Source organism: Alteromonas sp. MTD1, from assembly GCF_042848195.1.
Classification (GTDB): domain Bacteria; phylum Pseudomonadota; class Gammaproteobacteria; order Enterobacterales; family Alteromonadaceae; genus Alteromonas.
On sequence record NZ_BTGG01000007.1, the window covers coordinates 263102 to 278143 of the forward strand.

General features: G+C 43.0%; 12 protein-coding genes. 9 read left to right on the forward strand and 3 right to left on the reverse strand.

What is annotated here, in order from left to right:
- Positions 1 to 168: 168 nt before the first annotated feature.
- The gene (locus ACGHAV_RS11515; RefSeq protein WP_390380586.1) at positions 169 to 1491 is read left to right on the forward strand and encodes a M24 family metallopeptidase; all 1323 of its coding nucleotides are present in this window, start codon (positions 169 to 171) and stop codon (positions 1489 to 1491) included.
- 104 nt (positions 1492 to 1595) lie between these two features.
- On the opposite strand, the gene ACGHAV_RS11520 is transcribed toward ACGHAV_RS11515, so the two are convergent.
- Both ACGHAV_RS11520 and ACGHAV_RS11525 read right to left on the reverse strand, forming a co-directional pair.
- Positions 1596 to 2069, reverse strand: coding sequence for a DUF3718 domain-containing protein (locus tag ACGHAV_RS11520; protein ID WP_390380589.1), 474 nt, complete (start codon positions 2067 to 2069; stop codon positions 1596 to 1598).
- Between the two features lie 266 nt (positions 2070 to 2335).
- Positions 2336 to 3448: a hypothetical protein gene (locus tag ACGHAV_RS11525; RefSeq protein WP_390380592.1), complete on the reverse strand. Its 1113-nt coding sequence runs from the start codon at positions 3446 to 3448 to the stop codon at positions 2336 to 2338.
- 152 nt (positions 3449 to 3600) lie between these two features.
- On the opposite strand from ACGHAV_RS11525, the gene ACGHAV_RS11530 reads away from it, so the two are divergent.
- Positions 3601 to 5274 (forward strand): acyl-CoA dehydrogenase family protein, encoded by a 1674-nt coding sequence (locus tag ACGHAV_RS11530; protein WP_390380594.1) that lies wholly within the window; start codon positions 3601 to 3603, stop codon positions 5272 to 5274.
- A 60-nt stretch (positions 5275 to 5334) separates the two neighbouring features.
- Here the strand turns inward: ACGHAV_RS11530 and ACGHAV_RS11535 are convergent, their stop codons facing one another.
- The gene (locus tag ACGHAV_RS11535) at positions 5335 to 6165 is read right to left on the reverse strand and encodes a hypothetical protein (RefSeq protein WP_390380597.1); all 831 of its coding nucleotides are present in this window, start codon (positions 6163 to 6165) and stop codon (positions 5335 to 5337) included.
- Positions 6166 to 6344: 179 nt separating this feature from the next.
- Here ACGHAV_RS11535 and ACGHAV_RS11540 point away from each other — a divergent pair, with 179 nt between their 5' ends.
- From ACGHAV_RS11540 to ACGHAV_RS11570, 7 genes are all read left to right on the forward strand, one after another.
- Positions 6345 to 6914, forward strand: a complete 570-nt coding sequence (locus tag ACGHAV_RS11540) for a DUF4136 domain-containing protein (RefSeq protein ID WP_390380600.1) — start codon at positions 6345 to 6347, stop codon at positions 6912 to 6914.
- A 112-nt stretch (positions 6915 to 7026) separates the two neighbouring features.
- Positions 7027 to 9009 (forward strand): class I adenylate cyclase, encoded by a 1983-nt coding sequence (locus ACGHAV_RS11545; protein WP_390380603.1) that lies wholly within the window; start codon positions 7027 to 7029, stop codon positions 9007 to 9009.
- Between the two features lie 283 nt (positions 9010 to 9292).
- Positions 9293 to 9685 (forward strand): BlaI/MecI/CopY family transcriptional regulator, encoded by a 393-nt coding sequence (locus tag ACGHAV_RS11550; RefSeq protein ID WP_390380605.1) that lies wholly within the window; start codon positions 9293 to 9295, stop codon positions 9683 to 9685.
- Positions 9678 to 10892, forward strand: coding sequence for a TonB family protein (locus ACGHAV_RS11555; protein ID WP_390380608.1), 1215 nt, complete (start codon positions 9678 to 9680; stop codon positions 10890 to 10892). Before ACGHAV_RS11550 ends, ACGHAV_RS11555 begins: the two co-directional genes overlap by 8 nt.
- A 152-nt stretch (positions 10893 to 11044) precedes the next feature.
- Positions 11045 to 12397: a tyrosine-type recombinase/integrase gene (locus ACGHAV_RS11560; RefSeq protein ID WP_390380612.1), complete on the forward strand. Its 1353-nt coding sequence runs from the start codon at positions 11045 to 11047 to the stop codon at positions 12395 to 12397.
- A gap of 560 nt (positions 12398 to 12957) precedes the next feature.
- The gene (locus ACGHAV_RS11565; RefSeq protein ID WP_390380615.1) at positions 12958 to 13458 is read left to right on the forward strand and encodes a hypothetical protein; all 501 of its coding nucleotides are present in this window, start codon (positions 12958 to 12960) and stop codon (positions 13456 to 13458) included.
- A 495-nt stretch (positions 13459 to 13953) separates the two neighbouring features.
- Positions 13954 to 14517: a recombinase family protein gene (locus ACGHAV_RS11570; protein WP_390380618.1), complete on the forward strand. Its 564-nt coding sequence runs from the start codon at positions 13954 to 13956 to the stop codon at positions 14515 to 14517.
- Positions 14518 to 15042 lie beyond the last annotated feature (525 nt).

Below are 15042 nucleotides of genomic sequence, written 5' to 3' on the forward strand. Positions count from 1 at the left end.
CATTCAGTAATAACAAATGGTACAAAAGAGAAAATAAAGGCAAAGGTATTAGGGCCAAATTATCGATGCAAACCTGTCGAAGCAAAGCTATCAAAGGTAATTGCGTCGATAACCAACCTTACAATACAAGCGTCTTAGGCGAGTCATTGCAATAAAAAAGGAACTACTATGCTACGCACACTGATTTTCGCACTTTCACTGCTAAGCATCACTGCTCACGCCAATACAATAATGAACATGAAAGCGCGCAGTGAATTAATCGACGCCATATTAGTGGAGCGATTCGAAACCGTACTGCCAGATATTATGAACCGCACAGGTATTGATATGTGGGTCATTATGTCGCGAGAATACAACGAAGACCCCGTATTAAAAACCATGCTGCCCTCGACATGGATTTCGGCTAGACGTCACACCATGCTTGTTATCTACAACCCAGGTGACGGCAAACCACTAGAGCGACTTGCCGTTGCTCGCTATGCTGTTGGCGAACTGTTCGAGAAAGCCTGGGACAAAGAGGCACAGCCCGACCAATGGCAAGCGTTGCGCGATATTATTGAACAACGCGACCCAAAGAAGATTGCTATCAACAAGTCTTATGCCTTTGCGCTGGCTGATGGCATGACCTCGTCGGAGCACAACGATTTTATGTCTATTTTAACCCCAAGACTAAAAAAACGTGTTGTTTCAGGTGAAAAGCTAGCTATTGGGTGGTTAGAAACCCGCAGTGCACTGGAGATGGAGCACTACCCTACCCTTACTCAAATTGGCCATGATTTAATTGCCAAAGCGTTTTCCAATGACGTTATTACCCCCAACAAAACCACTACCGATGACGTGGTATGGTGGCTTCGCGATCAAACCCGTGCACTAGGTTTAACCAATTGGTTTCATCCTACGGTATCTATTCAACGCGCTGACAATGAAGACTTCGATCAAATAAAAGCATTCAGTAAACGCCCTGGTGAAAATGTTATAAGACCGGGAGACCTTATTCATGTTGATTTTGGCATCACCTACTTGCGACTCAACACCGACCAACAACAACATGCTTACATTTTGAAGCCAGGTGAAACCGACGCACCTGAAGGGTTAAAAGCAGCATTAGCTGCTGGTAACAGACTGCAAGACATTCTGATGAGTAATTTTAAGCGAGGTCGTACCGGTAACACCATATTGAAAATGTCGCGAGAGCAAGCCATTGAAGAAGGTATTACACCTGCTATTTACACACATCCATTGGGTTTACATGGTCATGCAGCCGGCCCAACTATTGGTATGTGGGATGCCCAAGAAGGCGTTCCAACCAAAGGGGATTACCCAATGTACCCAGACACGGCGTATTCTATTGAGTTAAACGCAGCAAGTAACGTTCCCGAGTGGGGTAAAGAAATTAGAATAATGCTTGAAGAAGACGCGTTTTTTGATGGTAAAAACGTAACGTTTTTAGATGGCAGGCAAACAGCGTTTCACCTTATTCGCTCTGAATAGAATTTTATAACGTAGTAAGTGTCAGACCTTTTCCCTTCGCTTAGCTAAAAGCAGGGGAAAAGGCCATGAAACTGTTCTTCTCATCGCCGTTAGGCGTTAGTGTATTATTCCGCTTCTACGTTAGCGCGAACAACCACATTTTCCACACTGTATTGACGAACGAAGTCGTTAATATTTTTGTGGTTGCAGATGATATTTTCACCTTCAAGGCCGTACTTTGCTAGTGCAGCATCTTTACCAATTGTTAGTGCTTCAAGGCAAGCTTGAGACGCAACATCTTTGTTTCGTGCAACTAATGCAATTGTTTTTGCTGCATTAGTCTCTTTGTTGTTTTTGTACATGTAAGCGAAAGTACGAAGTGACTCACCGTTACAACGTAATGACGCGTTAAATTCTTCCACGTTATAGCCGCTGTTACGAATGAAGCGTAACGCAGGGCCAAAGCCTTCTTTTGCCGCAGTTAGGCAAGCTTGAGTTTCAACGTTGTTGTTTACAGCTTGCAAGCGTACGTCTTTAGCAAAAGACTGTGCAGCAGCAACAGATAAAGTAAAAGCAATAGCGAAAGTAGACAGTTTCATAATGTGTTCCTATTTTGTAACTAAATTAGATATCACTTAAGCGATGAGTACATTATGAACAAAACTTTCAATAAATAAAGCATTTTCTGTAATTTAATTACGAAATTAACGATAAAAACAAACAGATCACCACAAAAATGAAAGTTATTTACAAAATAATGGTAATTTTATACAAAAATTAACAAATAAGACGGATTTGTTACGACAATAATGAGGGATTTTGTGGAAAGGTGGTTAAGCTAGCCACCTTAAAAATTTGAAAAAAGTTAAGCAGTAAGATCGTGCAGCCAGTTGAGTGAGGGAAGCTTTTGTTCAGGTTGGTAGAACAGACGATTAAGGCGGCCTAACAAATTTACCGAACGGCTAGGATCGTGAGCTTTAACTCTGTGCTCGCTATGGCTTGATAAGAACTCCCATGGCTGAAGGTTCAATGCGTCTATTTCTTGCTGCTGTACACCAAGCGAAGCTAGCGTAGATAAAATGCGCTCTGTTTTACTTTCTGCAATGGGTAAAATATGGTTAGCATACATATCGTCAAGCGGCGCGCTTAAGCTTGCAAGCGTGTGATTTATTGCGTGCCATACCATGTCGTGCTCGAATTTCCAGTTCCTTGGCGCATAATACCCTTCTATTTCCCATTCAAACTCGGCATTACTTAGGGCAATTGAGCTTTCGGCTTCTGGCGAATACGACAAGTCGGGCTTTGCGCCTATATTGTATGCATCCACACTCATTGATATGCACATTATCAAATTGCCACATTCTTGTGTGTTCGTGTACAAGGCTTCAAATGCCGCACGCTTAACCCCCATCCAACCGTGAACCTTGGACGGCTGCTCAACAAAGTGTCGAACATCGGCAGGCAAGTCTTCGCCATATCTGTCGATAAGCAGCGGCAATGGGTTTTGATCGGGTGCCTCGTCAGGCATCCATACTTCATATTCCAATCGGTTATCAGCCTTTCCCCTACTCTTTATCCCATATGAGAGGTTGACCGGGCGACAGATGCTGCGATCTTCATCTACGCGGTGAAAATACTCAGAGCGCATACGTTTAATAAATGGCGCGTCTTTACCTGCCAATGCAGCTGTGGGGTATCGGTAGCCAATCTCACTTTTTGGCACCATGGTAAGAGTAGGAATAGCGGAAGAAAGTTTTGTCTTTAAACCTGAAAAAGTAGTAACTGATGGTACAACAATGCTTCGTTCAGGTTCAATGGTTAACCTAGCCCCCTCAGGCGTAACAAACATAGGGGTTTTGTGAAACTCATAGTCACCGCACCCTAGGGTTTTAACTGCTGCATCGCGATACCGAGAGAGTTCATCAAACAACGTGGCGTGATTTCGGATATGTTTAAATAGCGGGCGGCGTTGGGTCATTGTTTTTCAAGCTCTTTTCTACACTTCGGCTAGTAACGGAATACCCATTACGTACTGCTTTGTATTTATTCATTAAACAACATTACACGGTTTGATCAAAATACACTATCAGCGTAATGTTCTATGAAACACTTTTTTACTTGAGCATCAGCATGTCCGATTTGCCACGTTTTGAAACACACACAGTTGAAAACCAGCCGTTTCCTATGCCTAGTTATAACTTTTGGCAGGACGACGAACTGTTAAAGCAATATGTGTTACAGCATGTTGATGACCAAGCTCGTGTTCCAGAATCGCTTTTATCTGAGTTTGGTGCGATAGCTGGCGATTCACTTATGCACCATGGTGATATCGCAAACAAGAACAAGCCTGTTTTACATGCGTTTGATCGTTACGGAAGACGCATCGACTATGTAGAGTTTCATCCCAGCTATCATGTGCTTATGGACAGTGCCATGGCGCACAATGTGCACAATTATTCTTGGCTACATGCTTCACAGCGACATGCTTCGCAGCGACATGCCTCACAAACTGGGGCCCATGTTGTTCGTGCAGCATTAATGTATATGCACTACCAGGCAGAGTCTGGAACATCATGCCCCTTAACAATGACCCACGCAGCAGTTCCTGCACTTCGTTGTGGAACAAACATTCCATCTTATTGGTTAGACAAACTTGTACACGGCACATACGACAGCAGAGATATTCCAGCGAAAGAAAAGAATGGACTCACCATTGGAATGGGCATGACCGAGAAGTCTGGAGGTTCCGATGTTCGGCGAAATACGACTACCGCAACAAAACAGACCGATGGCAGCTACGTTATTGTTGGTCACAAATTTTTCTTCTCTGCGCCTATGTGTGACGGGCACTTAATATTGGCTCAAGCAGAAGGTGGCTTAAGCTGTTTTTTGTTACCTAGGCGGCTTGAAAACGGTGAGTTAAATAAAGTTCGTATTCAGCGGTTGAAAGACAAATTGGGCGATTGGAGTAACGCGTCGTCTGAAGTTGAATTTCAAGAAGCGACAGCATACCTGTTAGGTGAAGAAGGTCGCGGCGTGCGCGTAATTATCGACATGGTGTCGTTAACAAGGCTCGATTGTATGATTGGGTCTTCTGCGTTAATGCGACAAGCACTAGCGGAAGCGCTACACCACGTTAAACATCGCGATGCGTTTGGTAATGCACTTATCAACCAACCGCTAATGCAAAATGTACTTACCGACCTTACGCTAGAAAGTGCAGCTGCAACAGCCTTCACCATGCGTGTGGCCAAAGCAGTAGACAAAGCGTCAACGTGTGAACATGAAGCTGCGCTTGCACGCATAGCTACAGCAATTGGAAAATATTGGGTGTGTAAACGTACGGTGCCTTTTGTCAATGAAGCGCAAGAGTGTATGGGTGGCATTGGCTACGTTGAAGAAAACCCAATGCCGCGCTATTACAGGCAGGCTCCGCTTAACTCAATTTGGGAAGGCAGTGGTAACGTGCAGTGTTTAGACGTATTGCGAGCTTTAGCTAAAGAGCCAGATATACAGCAAGTATTATTTAAAGAGCTTATTCAGCATATTGACAAGAACTCGCATTACAAGCTTCACATCGAAAAGCTTAAAACAGAATTTGAAGACACCAGCAATTTGGAAATTCGTAGCCGATATATTACCGAGCAAACAGCACTGGCATTACAAGCCTCTGTGTTGCTTCAAAGCGACAATGTTGAACTTGCCACTCTGTTTTGCCGCACAAGGCTTGGTGGTGAACATGGGTATTGCTTTGGTAGCTTACCTGCAGATACGCCCTTTAACGACATTCTTTCTTTGGTGTAAGGTAAAGCAAGGTGTAATTGCAACAATGCAAAAGTGAACCGCAGGGTTAACGACATGATGTTATAAAGATGGAGTAAGCGTGCCGTACCAAAAGGCCTGCTGCTTTTTATACATGGGGTTAGTGATAATGTGAGGAATAACTTTGTTCATCCTTTCTACCGCATTTCTACCCCACTCATTGTTTGTACAGCCCACCGCTCCCGCCACTGTTTGTGTAGCTAGTTCTTCAGTTTCATAGTACACAAGCTCTTCACTGCCGCTTGTCGCTGAGTAGTATTTCAAAATTGAGGGATACTCCAACGTAAAATCAATACGCCCAAACTCTATCTGCTCAAGCACGCGGGTCGTTGCATTCTCACCACTTAACTCGGCAAGCAATGGCGTTTTTTGTACACTGTCTACATAAAGCTGCAGCACCTCTGGATATCGCCGAGCGATAGGCTTACCCATGCGCAGTAATTTGGCCTCTGATAGGCGCCGTAGCGAAATACGGCCTTGGCTGTCAACGTATGGCTCTAGCACCTCTGGTTTACCAATAATGCCCAGCGGCGCATGATAAACGGTGATATCTGAATACAACCACACATCGTTGTCGGCGCGTTTAATGAGGCAAGGAAAACACAAATTCCGCTTTTGCTCGGTCAGCATGTTAATTCGGTTTTGGGGCATAACCAATGTGTCGAAACGTGTATCTTTCATCTGCGTGCTAAATACATCAATAAGTACGTCACACATACCGCCGCCTTGAAACTCACCGTCCATGATATGAAATGGTGGAGCGTCATTAATGGCCCACGTTATCGTAAACGGTTGTGTAGTGTTTCCTCTCGCGTTGCCGTTAATACTGAGTAACAACAATACAACGAGAATTTGCATACTCAATGACTTCATTTATTCACTAAATTTCTAAAAGGTGTAATCTAAACCTAGCTAAAAATAGGTAACAAACAAGGTAATGGTGTGAAATATGCAGATGAATGTAGAAAATAGCTTGGTCTAATTTTGCAAATTTAATGCGCCAGATACACTAAATGAATAGTTTACAAAATGCCGAGGAGCCAATAAGCCTCATGTGTAAAAAGAACAACCCCGATACTATTTTGTCGAAAGCGAAGGCAGTGTGGCTTATGTTTATAAGCGCTCTGTTATTAACAGCCTGCGCATCAAACAAGCCTCAGATTAATGTTGATGAAACGCAGAATTTCACCCAGATAAATACGTTTTATGTGCAAGCGCCAGCCACGCAAATAAACGACACATTGAAAGCACACCTTGAAACAACAATCAGTGATGTGCTTCGCGCAAAAGGATTAACGAGTGAATCTGAAGAAAACGCCGATGTTATTGTGGGCTACTTACCCTCAACGTCATCAAAAGAAGACGGCACTACGCTTAGCCTTGGCTTAGGTACTGGCAGCTATGGTCGTTCTGGTGGAATTTCATTGGGCAGTATTTTTAATATTCCTGTGGGCGAGCAAGTGTCGCTTCATCAAACCCTACAGATAGATGTTGTTAGAAGTGGACAGTTTATTTATAGCGCCTCTGGTAGTGTTGAACTAGAGAAAAAAGATAGCATTAGCGTACAGCAGAAATTAGATGAACTAGTGAATACGTTATTAGCGCAATATCCAAGTAAATAACGCCAAATATGATGCTATCTTCACGTTAATTTCACGCATTTGACGTAAATTTAAAGCACTGAACAGGAAATAAAGCTATGCTTGGCAGCATGAAATTGCACAGAAGCACGAGATGAGCGCCCACCAACCGCTTTCAATTCATCAAAACCTTACTATCCGTTTATTGCGTGTTTTACGATACAACAAAGCAAGGACTGAGCGTGCTCTCACGCTTATGCCTGCCAAACACAAACCTCTGTTTCATGTTTTACCGTTTTTAGTACATGTTAATCATGAATCTTTACCTGGCTTTGTAGAAAGTACAGGCGAAGAAGACGTGCCCTTTGGGATCAACAACTACTCGTTTCGACCCGATGTTGAACAGGCACTTAACCATTGCTTTCCCGAGCAACAAGCATTGTTTGAAGACATAAAAACCATATGGCCGCGACAGCGCGCTGTAGATGCACTGGTACTGATGGGCAGTGTTGGCACTATTGCCCAAACTGACGACTCAGATTTCGACTATTGGGTTTGTGTTGATGGTAACCGCTTTTCAGAAGCCGCGTTAGCATTGCTTCAACAAAAACTGACCGCCATTGAAATGTGGGCCGAAGAACATCACGGTATCGAGATACACTTCTTTCTTTCGGAAATAGACAAAGTAAAACAAAACGATTTTGGCGTAGCTGAAGGTGAAAGTGCAGGCTCAGCACAGGCGCTTTTCCTTAAAGCAGAGTTTTACAACACCAACATCGTGGTAGCAGGTAAAGCCCCTTTTTGGTGGTTAACGCCTGAAAAAACAAACAACAGACAATACACTGCACTTCACAACAGTTTGGAAAAAGGTGGCTCACCAGACGTTGATTGGTTTATGGATTTGGGCAACTTGGAACGTCTTGATGCCAGTGAGTTGTTTGGTGCCGCCATTTGGCAATTGGGTAAAGCCATGGATTCGCCTTTTAAGTCGCTGTTGAAAATGGCCAAACTAGAGGTGTACCTTGCCAATATCGAACACGGGCAACCTTTGTGTAACGTGCTTAAAAAGCAAGTACATCGTGGCGCCGAGGCACCAGGGCATGTATCAGATATAGACCCCTACGCGTTGATGTTCGACGAGCTAATAGCGCATTACAAAACAAACGGACAACCAGAAGATGTATTAATTCTACAGCAGTGTTTGTACTTGAAATGTGCCTGCAAGTTAAGCGAACCACTGGATGAGGGTCAAGAAGCTAATTTCAAACGAAAGATACTTGCTAGTTATGCTAAGCGATGGGGCTGGAGCAGAAAAACACTGTATCACCTTGATAACCAGCAAGAGTGGAGTTTTAAGCAACGAGTGCAATTAAGCACACGTATCCATCGCTTTCTTATTAAGTGTTACCGCAGAATTTCAAAAGAGCTTAGTAATCAGCAGCAATCGCTAGATCAGAAAGATATGACCGTACTCGGCAGACGACTAAGTACGTTTTACGGAAAGAAGACCGACAAAATCGAGTTTTTGCGTAGCGCGTTCGACGTGAGCCTTTACTGTGAAAAAGTCACCGTTGCGCTTAAGCAACTTAAAAACGGTGGAGAAGTATGGTCGGTTTATGCTGGAGACTTACTTAGCAAGTCTGGAATAATTGACGAATCACAAAAAATGGCGCAAGCATCCAGTGCCATTGGGTTAATGATGTGGTGTGTATCAAGTAAAGTTATTGATGCTAAAAGTACTGTTTACTTAGATTACAATTATGGCGAGATAAGTGAGCTCGACCTTAACGACCTTGTAAGACATCTATGTAAGTATTTACCTGCGGTAAAAGTTTCAACGTTGCCTCGTAGCGACTTACTTGCACCCGAACGTATAAAAACGTGCTTGGCTATTGTTAACTTCCCTACGCTTAGGCAAAAAGCGGTGGTAGAAGATGTAGCAGTGCTTTACACCACGACTTGGGGTGAAACCTTCCTTAAGCACGGAGAAGAGGTACTGGACAACCTTTGGTACGAACTAAGAGAGGTAACGCCTCAGCCAGCCTGCCATGTGATGGTACCTAGAGGTAATCAACAAGCACGGATTATTGGTCAGTTTATGGAGTCGTCTGATATTTCGTTTAACGTCTTGTATTAACGCTTACCAACGCTCAGCGCCTCATTCCCGTTTGCCAACTCGCTCACGAATCTCTTTCGTTCATCTAGAGTAATGTGTATATGTCGTTGCGACAGCCTATTGTTTTGGCGCCTCAGTGCTAACGCTTTCATTACTCCCACTTCACTGCATCGCTACCAACCTAATACAAACTTATAAAACTAACGCTGAAAATTTGTTCAATTATTTTCTTGCTTTTAGAAATTACAAGTGTAATCTTAACTTAAAGACTACAAATGTAATCAAAAGATAAAAAGCCAACACTATGACCGATGCTTCAGAAAAACCTGATATTTCAAATGCCGAGTTTGACGTGCTAGATGCGCTTTGGGAAGGCAGCCCCGCCACTTCAAGTGAAGTAATAGCAAGGTTGAACTCACGAAAAAGCTGGCACGATAAAACGGTGAAAACCTTATTGGGGCGACTCGTAAAAAAAGGGGTATTAGGTTTTGAAAAGCAGCAGCGTCAGTATTTGTACTACCCTTTAATTGCACGTGAAGACTATACAAAGAAAGAAACCACTAACTTTGTAAGCCGTTTATTTAAAGGCAAAATTGCGCCGATGGTGGCGGGTTTTGCAAACAACAATTCACTGTCGAAACAGGATGTAGACGAGTTAAAAGCGCTTATTCAGAAATGGGAAGAAGACAATGATTGATTGGATTATTGCGCAGCAAGGTGTGTTGTGTGTAGCGCTGCTATTGTTGATTGGTGCAGAGCATTTTTACACGCGCAAAATGGGCGTGCTTTTTACCTATAAGCTTTGGTTCTTTGTTCCGGTGCTACTGGTTTTAAATAACCTTCCCTTCAATATGATGGCTATTCCATCGAATAATTTCACGCGCTTCGTTGTGGGTGTAAAACCAAATGTTGAACACATGGAACTAAACCTACTGTTTTCACTGTGGGCTATAGGCGTAAGCGCTATTTCAGCCTACGTATTGGTACATCACTTCTCAACGTGGCGTTCTATTAGTAAACAAAAAGCAGTACAAACCAATGCGTATTATTCCAGTAAAGCCATTACGCCTATGCTGTTTGGTTTTATCGCGCCTAAAGTGCTGCTGCCTTACACCTTTAAATCCACATTCTCACTGTCGCAGCAAGCGTTAGTGTTAGAGCATGAACAAGTACATAGAACCCACAAAGATCACTGGTGGAACACCTTAGCGCTTTGCATTGCTATTGCGTTTTGGTTTAACCCGTTGGTGTGGCTTGCACTACGTTCGTTTCGCGTGAATCAAGAATTAGCGTGCGACCATGTTGTACTACAAAACAAAACGCAAGCCGACAAACTTAATTATGCAAAGGCACTTGTGCAGTGTGCCGAGCATTGCTCAAGCACCATTAACCTTTACCCTACGTTTGGAGAAAAAAGCACCATGATAAAACGCTTAAATTTAATTCAAAAACCTAAAACGGGAAGCAAAATGCTGGGCGCAGCTGCATTAACTATTGCCGCCCTTCTTACTGCTAACACAACGCTAGCTAATGTTCCGCCTCCACCACTTAAAGGTGCCGACGCTAAAGTTAACGAAGCCATGCCAGTAAAGCGCGTTGAACCCGCCTACCCTACAAAGGCAATAAAAGAAAACTTAGAAGGCTACGTAGTCTTTAAGTTTGATATTACTGAAAGCGGCGCAACCGATAACATTGAAGTTGTGAAGTCATCGCCTGAGGGGGTGTTTGATAAAAGCGCAATGATTGCATTTAAACAATGGCAATATAAACCAGCCATCAAAGGCGGCGCACCGGTAAGGCAGAAAGGGCTATTAGTGCAGCTTGATTTTAAATTAGCGCCTGAACCGCTTAATGCAAAAATGAAGGTAAAAGCAAAAGAAAAGCTCAGTTCATCAAACATGTAGCATAACAGCTGTGAACCAATAGAATACTAAAAGGAGCACTTGCTCCTTTTAGTGTTTTGCCAAAACCCTTTAAAATCAAGAGAAGATTGAAAAATAAAGGCGCACAGCTACAATAGACACTACAAACAACGCTACAAACCACGCTACAAAATATGGCAAACACACAAAGTAAGCATCTAGTTTTCAGTGGGAAGACTTGGTATATCAAAATGAGAATACCTAGTGACCTAGTTGAGTACTACGGCAAGAAAACCATTAATAAATCTACTCGGACTGACTCTTTTAAAGAGGCTGAAAAGCAACTTCAAGCCCAGCTTTATGAGTTTGACTTAGCAAGGGCTAAGGTAACAGGTAACGGAAAAGAGCAATACGAGCAACATTTGGCTTACCTCATGAACATGATTGATGAGGCCAAGCGGGATGGTAACGAAGATGTTATCAATGCACCTGAGCTAGATGGTGATGAGTCAACACCTGAGCCTATAGCTAAAGCGATTGCGGATGCAAACAAATACCTCTCCGATGGCTCTCTGAAAAATGCACAGCACTACAATGACACGTACGCTATTAGCTTGAAAGAGGCGCTAGCGCTCGAAGAAAAGCGCATTAATCGCAGGAATAAAGATACAGGGCTTTACAAGAAAAGAGTTACAGCTGTAAAGATGTTTCTTGAGTACCTCGGCACAGAAGACATAAGGCTCGTTGATATATCGCGTAAAGACGCTAACGGCTTCGTCGATTCAATGGTTGACGCAGAAAAGTCTCATAAGACCGTAAGGAACTATATGGCTGGACTTAAAGCCTGTTGGGAAGCCGCTTCAAGGTTTGAGCATGTAGAGGCCCACCTGAACCCATTTGATGGAATAGCCGTTATAGAGACAGGTGCCAATAGCTACGAACCTTTTACCCGTGAACAGTTAGAGGCATTACTTGAGGAAACTACTAGCCCAGACCATGCGTTTCACCACGTACTTAGAATCGGTATAGTCACTGGTGCTAGGCTTGCTGAGATAGTGTCACTTAAAAAGTCTGACATCGTTGAGATTGATAACGTTATCTGTATGAACGTGCGTGAAGGTAAGACAATTAACAGTGAACGTATTGTTCCGCTTAGGGCTGGTGTCGGAGATGCTATTAAGAAACTCAGTGAAAGCTCAGGAAACTATCTTTTCCCTCACCTCGTCGGTAAAACTGTAAGTTCAGTAAGTAACCAGTTTGCTAGACTGAAACGGGCAGCAGGAGTTGATGGAAAAGGTTATGTATTCCATTCACTCAGACACAATATCGCCACTGCACTTGAGAGAGTTAACGTTCCACAATACCAGATGAATCGTATTTTAGGTCACAAGACTAGCGATATGAGTACTGGAACATATAGCAAAGGGCTTCCAGTGCAAGAAGTGGCGAAACAAATAGACACAGCACTGATGCAGCCAGAGTATCCGTCAGACCTACTAAGGCAAGGACGAACTGTGGCAGTATGTCGAGAAGATTCACGAGGCTGACTGCTTGAGGTTGATTGCAGATTCAATTGAATTATTACATCAGGTTGGTTGATACTGTGTGGCCGTGAAGAGCGTAGAGCGGAAGAAAACAGCTAACGGTTAAATTAAAGGTTACTTGGCCATAGCTGACCTTCTGCACTCATACTTGAAACCCATCAAATTAGCTGACACCACATAAATTCATTCCTTCCGGAATTACTGAGAATTATCAGTAACACGCATTGTCAAACTAAAGAAATGTTTATTTATGCCGCACCAACTATGCATTTTGGTATAAAACAGAACTGGGATTAATGAGACTTCTCAGTCTAAACAAATCTTTCCAGGGTAGTTATATGTTATGCCATTGTTTTTAAATGTTTTATTTGCTTTTAATGCCGCTTTTGATTCGCACGCTTAGTAACACTCAAATAAATCGCTGGAAATTGGCTCATAATAAGATGTAACATATTGATATCAATAAATTATGATGGGAGTTCAGGGATGAGCAATGCTGCGTGTTACTGTTAATTCTCTATTATAAGATGTTATGGACCAAATAGAATCTAAGGAGTAACTACATGTTAAAAAAGATAGCCCTATCAATTTTGTTTTTATCGTCATTTTCTGCAATGTCTGCAGACCAAGTCACTAGCTATGCGAAAAAATCAGGAGTTAATTCTTGTCTAACTACTGTATCGGACGTTGAAAAGTTTTTTGCTGAGGGAAATAACTACGGTTCTTGGTCTTTTGTAGCCAAAGAGGGAGCTGATGACCAATTAGTAAATGCGACACTAGAGCTTACCTTTAGTAATCGCTCGACAATGGTTGATTTTACAATTGCCCCAACAAAAGATGGTTCATGTTCTTACACATATACTAGGACATTTTATAGTGAAAAAAGCTGTATGGCGACTACAAGAGAAGATTATATGAAGAACGCTAACTATAAGACAGACATCAATAAAAATATAGCAGGTTTTGAAGATGGGGCTGCTAAAGTGCTACTAATGCCTGCTGGTTCTGGTTGTGTTGTTCAAAAGAAAGAAGTCGGTTTCAGACATAACAAGCAAGGTTCATAACAAGCGCATCAACTCGGATTAGTAACATTGTCGCACTCTTTGCTCTTCCGCTATGTGGGCAAAAAAACCGGCAATGCTCCTTGCCGACTATGAGGGCGTTACCACCGTCCGCTTTTGGCACAAAGTGATAATACTAAGAAAAGTTTCACTACGAAAATCTGAGAGGCCAAATCGATAATGATGAGGCCTCAACTCCCCCCCCATAGGGTGCCTCTACGCACCACATGAACACCGCTAATACAATCTTCAAGCCAGTCGCAACGTATGTCTTGACCAAACACGAAGACAACGCACAGGCTCTGCTGGTGGCTTTTCTGTGTGACTCCCTGACTTAAGCAAGAAAAAGTGAATGCACGAGTCACGGCACGAATACGCTTTTCCTTTCCGTCCACCAAAGTAAAAAATAATGAACAAAGCTATTGACCGTTCAAATTCCGTTCATTAATATGTTGTTCACATAACCCTTAGACTTTATTGAACAAGACGGAGTTAATCATGACAGGTCAACTTATCGGTTACGCACGAGTGTCTACCACAGGCCAGAAGCTAGACGTTCAACTACAAGCACTAGAAGCGAAAGGCTGCGCTAAGATTTACCAAGAGAAGCGCTCAGGTAAGACAGCAGTCCGCCCAGAGCTTGAGAAGATGCTTGATTACGTGCGTGAAGGTGAAGCTATTGTTGTGACCAAGTTAGACCGTTTAGGTCGTTCTGTGGCTGACCTAGCGAATATCTCGAAGTTACTTGACGATAAAGGCGTAGGTCTCATTGTGATTGACCAAGGCATCGACACGACAACACCACACGGTAAGCTAATGTTCCACATGATTGCTGCTGTAGCTGAGTTTGAGTTGTCTCTACGTTACGAAAGGCAGATGGAAGGTATTGCAGATGCACAGCGTAAAGGCGTTAAGTTTGGGCGTAAGAAGTCTGTAGACCGTGAGAGAGTCCACCAGCTACGAGAAGAAGGCTTGAGCATGGCTAAGATTGCTGAAGAATTAAGCTGTAGTAAGGGAGCGGTGCATAAGATAATCAATGAATTCATAAACAGGAGTAATTAACTCGCCTAATTTAATCACTAAAACTTATAGTTTCATGTGGCCTGTAGTTCCTCACAAAGACATCTTCAGCACTATCACAGCAGAGTCTCACGCTTAACTGAATGAGGCTCTGTAAGGCTCCCTAAGATCGAGTTGTCTCACCTAATACATTCGTACTAGTCACGCCTAGAAAAGCCCGTAGAGAGCCATTGTCGATCTGTAATGATGGCTTGTAGCAGTACTTGTCGCTTACTTGTTGGTTAGACCTAATGACTAAAAAATCCCTCTAGACTTATAAGCTTTGGCTAATATTCAATGAGGTCAGTAAATTCAAGGCTTAGACGACTCCCTGACTTAAGAATAACACTACATTCAAAAGACAGAAGCGAACCACTCCCTGACTTACGTACAGAGAGTAAACTGAGGAAGAACGAATAAACAAATACGAGCATATACGCTTGAGGCAGTCTCAACGACTGTAACCCTGCATACGACATTAACACCTAGCAGATTTGGGGGGGCTGCTACTGGTGGTCGCATGTGGGA

Coding starts and splice junctions, on each gene's coding strand:
- ACGHAV_RS11555 (WP_390380608.1), top strand. CDS start 9,678: ATGATTGATTGGATTATTGCGCAGCAAGGTGTGTTGTGTGTAGCGCTG.
- ACGHAV_RS11535 (WP_390380597.1), bottom strand. CDS start 6,165: ATGAAGTCATTGAGTATGCAAATTCTCGTTGTATTGTTGTTACTCAGT.
- ACGHAV_RS11515 (WP_390380586.1), top strand. CDS start 169: ATGCTACGCACACTGATTTTCGCACTTTCACTGCTAAGCATCACTGCT.
- ACGHAV_RS11520 (WP_390380589.1), bottom strand. CDS start 2,069: ATGAAACTGTCTACTTTCGCTATTGCTTTTACTTTATCTGTTGCTGCT.
- ACGHAV_RS11565 (WP_390380615.1), top strand. CDS start 12,958: ATGTTAAAAAAGATAGCCCTATCAATTTTGTTTTTATCGTCATTTTCT.
- ACGHAV_RS11560 (WP_390380612.1), top strand. CDS start 11,045: ATGGCAAACACACAAAGTAAGCATCTAGTTTTCAGTGGGAAGACTTGG.
- ACGHAV_RS11545 (WP_390380603.1), top strand. CDS start 7,027: ATGAGCGCCCACCAACCGCTTTCAATTCATCAAAACCTTACTATCCGT.
- ACGHAV_RS11540 (WP_390380600.1), top strand. CDS start 6,345: ATGTGTAAAAAGAACAACCCCGATACTATTTTGTCGAAAGCGAAGGCA.
- ACGHAV_RS11550 (WP_390380605.1), top strand. CDS start 9,293: ATGACCGATGCTTCAGAAAAACCTGATATTTCAAATGCCGAGTTTGAC.
- ACGHAV_RS11525 (WP_390380592.1), bottom strand. CDS start 3,448: ATGACCCAACGCCGCCCGCTATTTAAACATATCCGAAATCACGCCACG.
- ACGHAV_RS11530 (WP_390380594.1), top strand. CDS start 3,601: ATGTCCGATTTGCCACGTTTTGAAACACACACAGTTGAAAACCAGCCG.
- ACGHAV_RS11570 (WP_390380618.1), top strand. CDS start 13,954: ATGACAGGTCAACTTATCGGTTACGCACGAGTGTCTACCACAGGCCAG.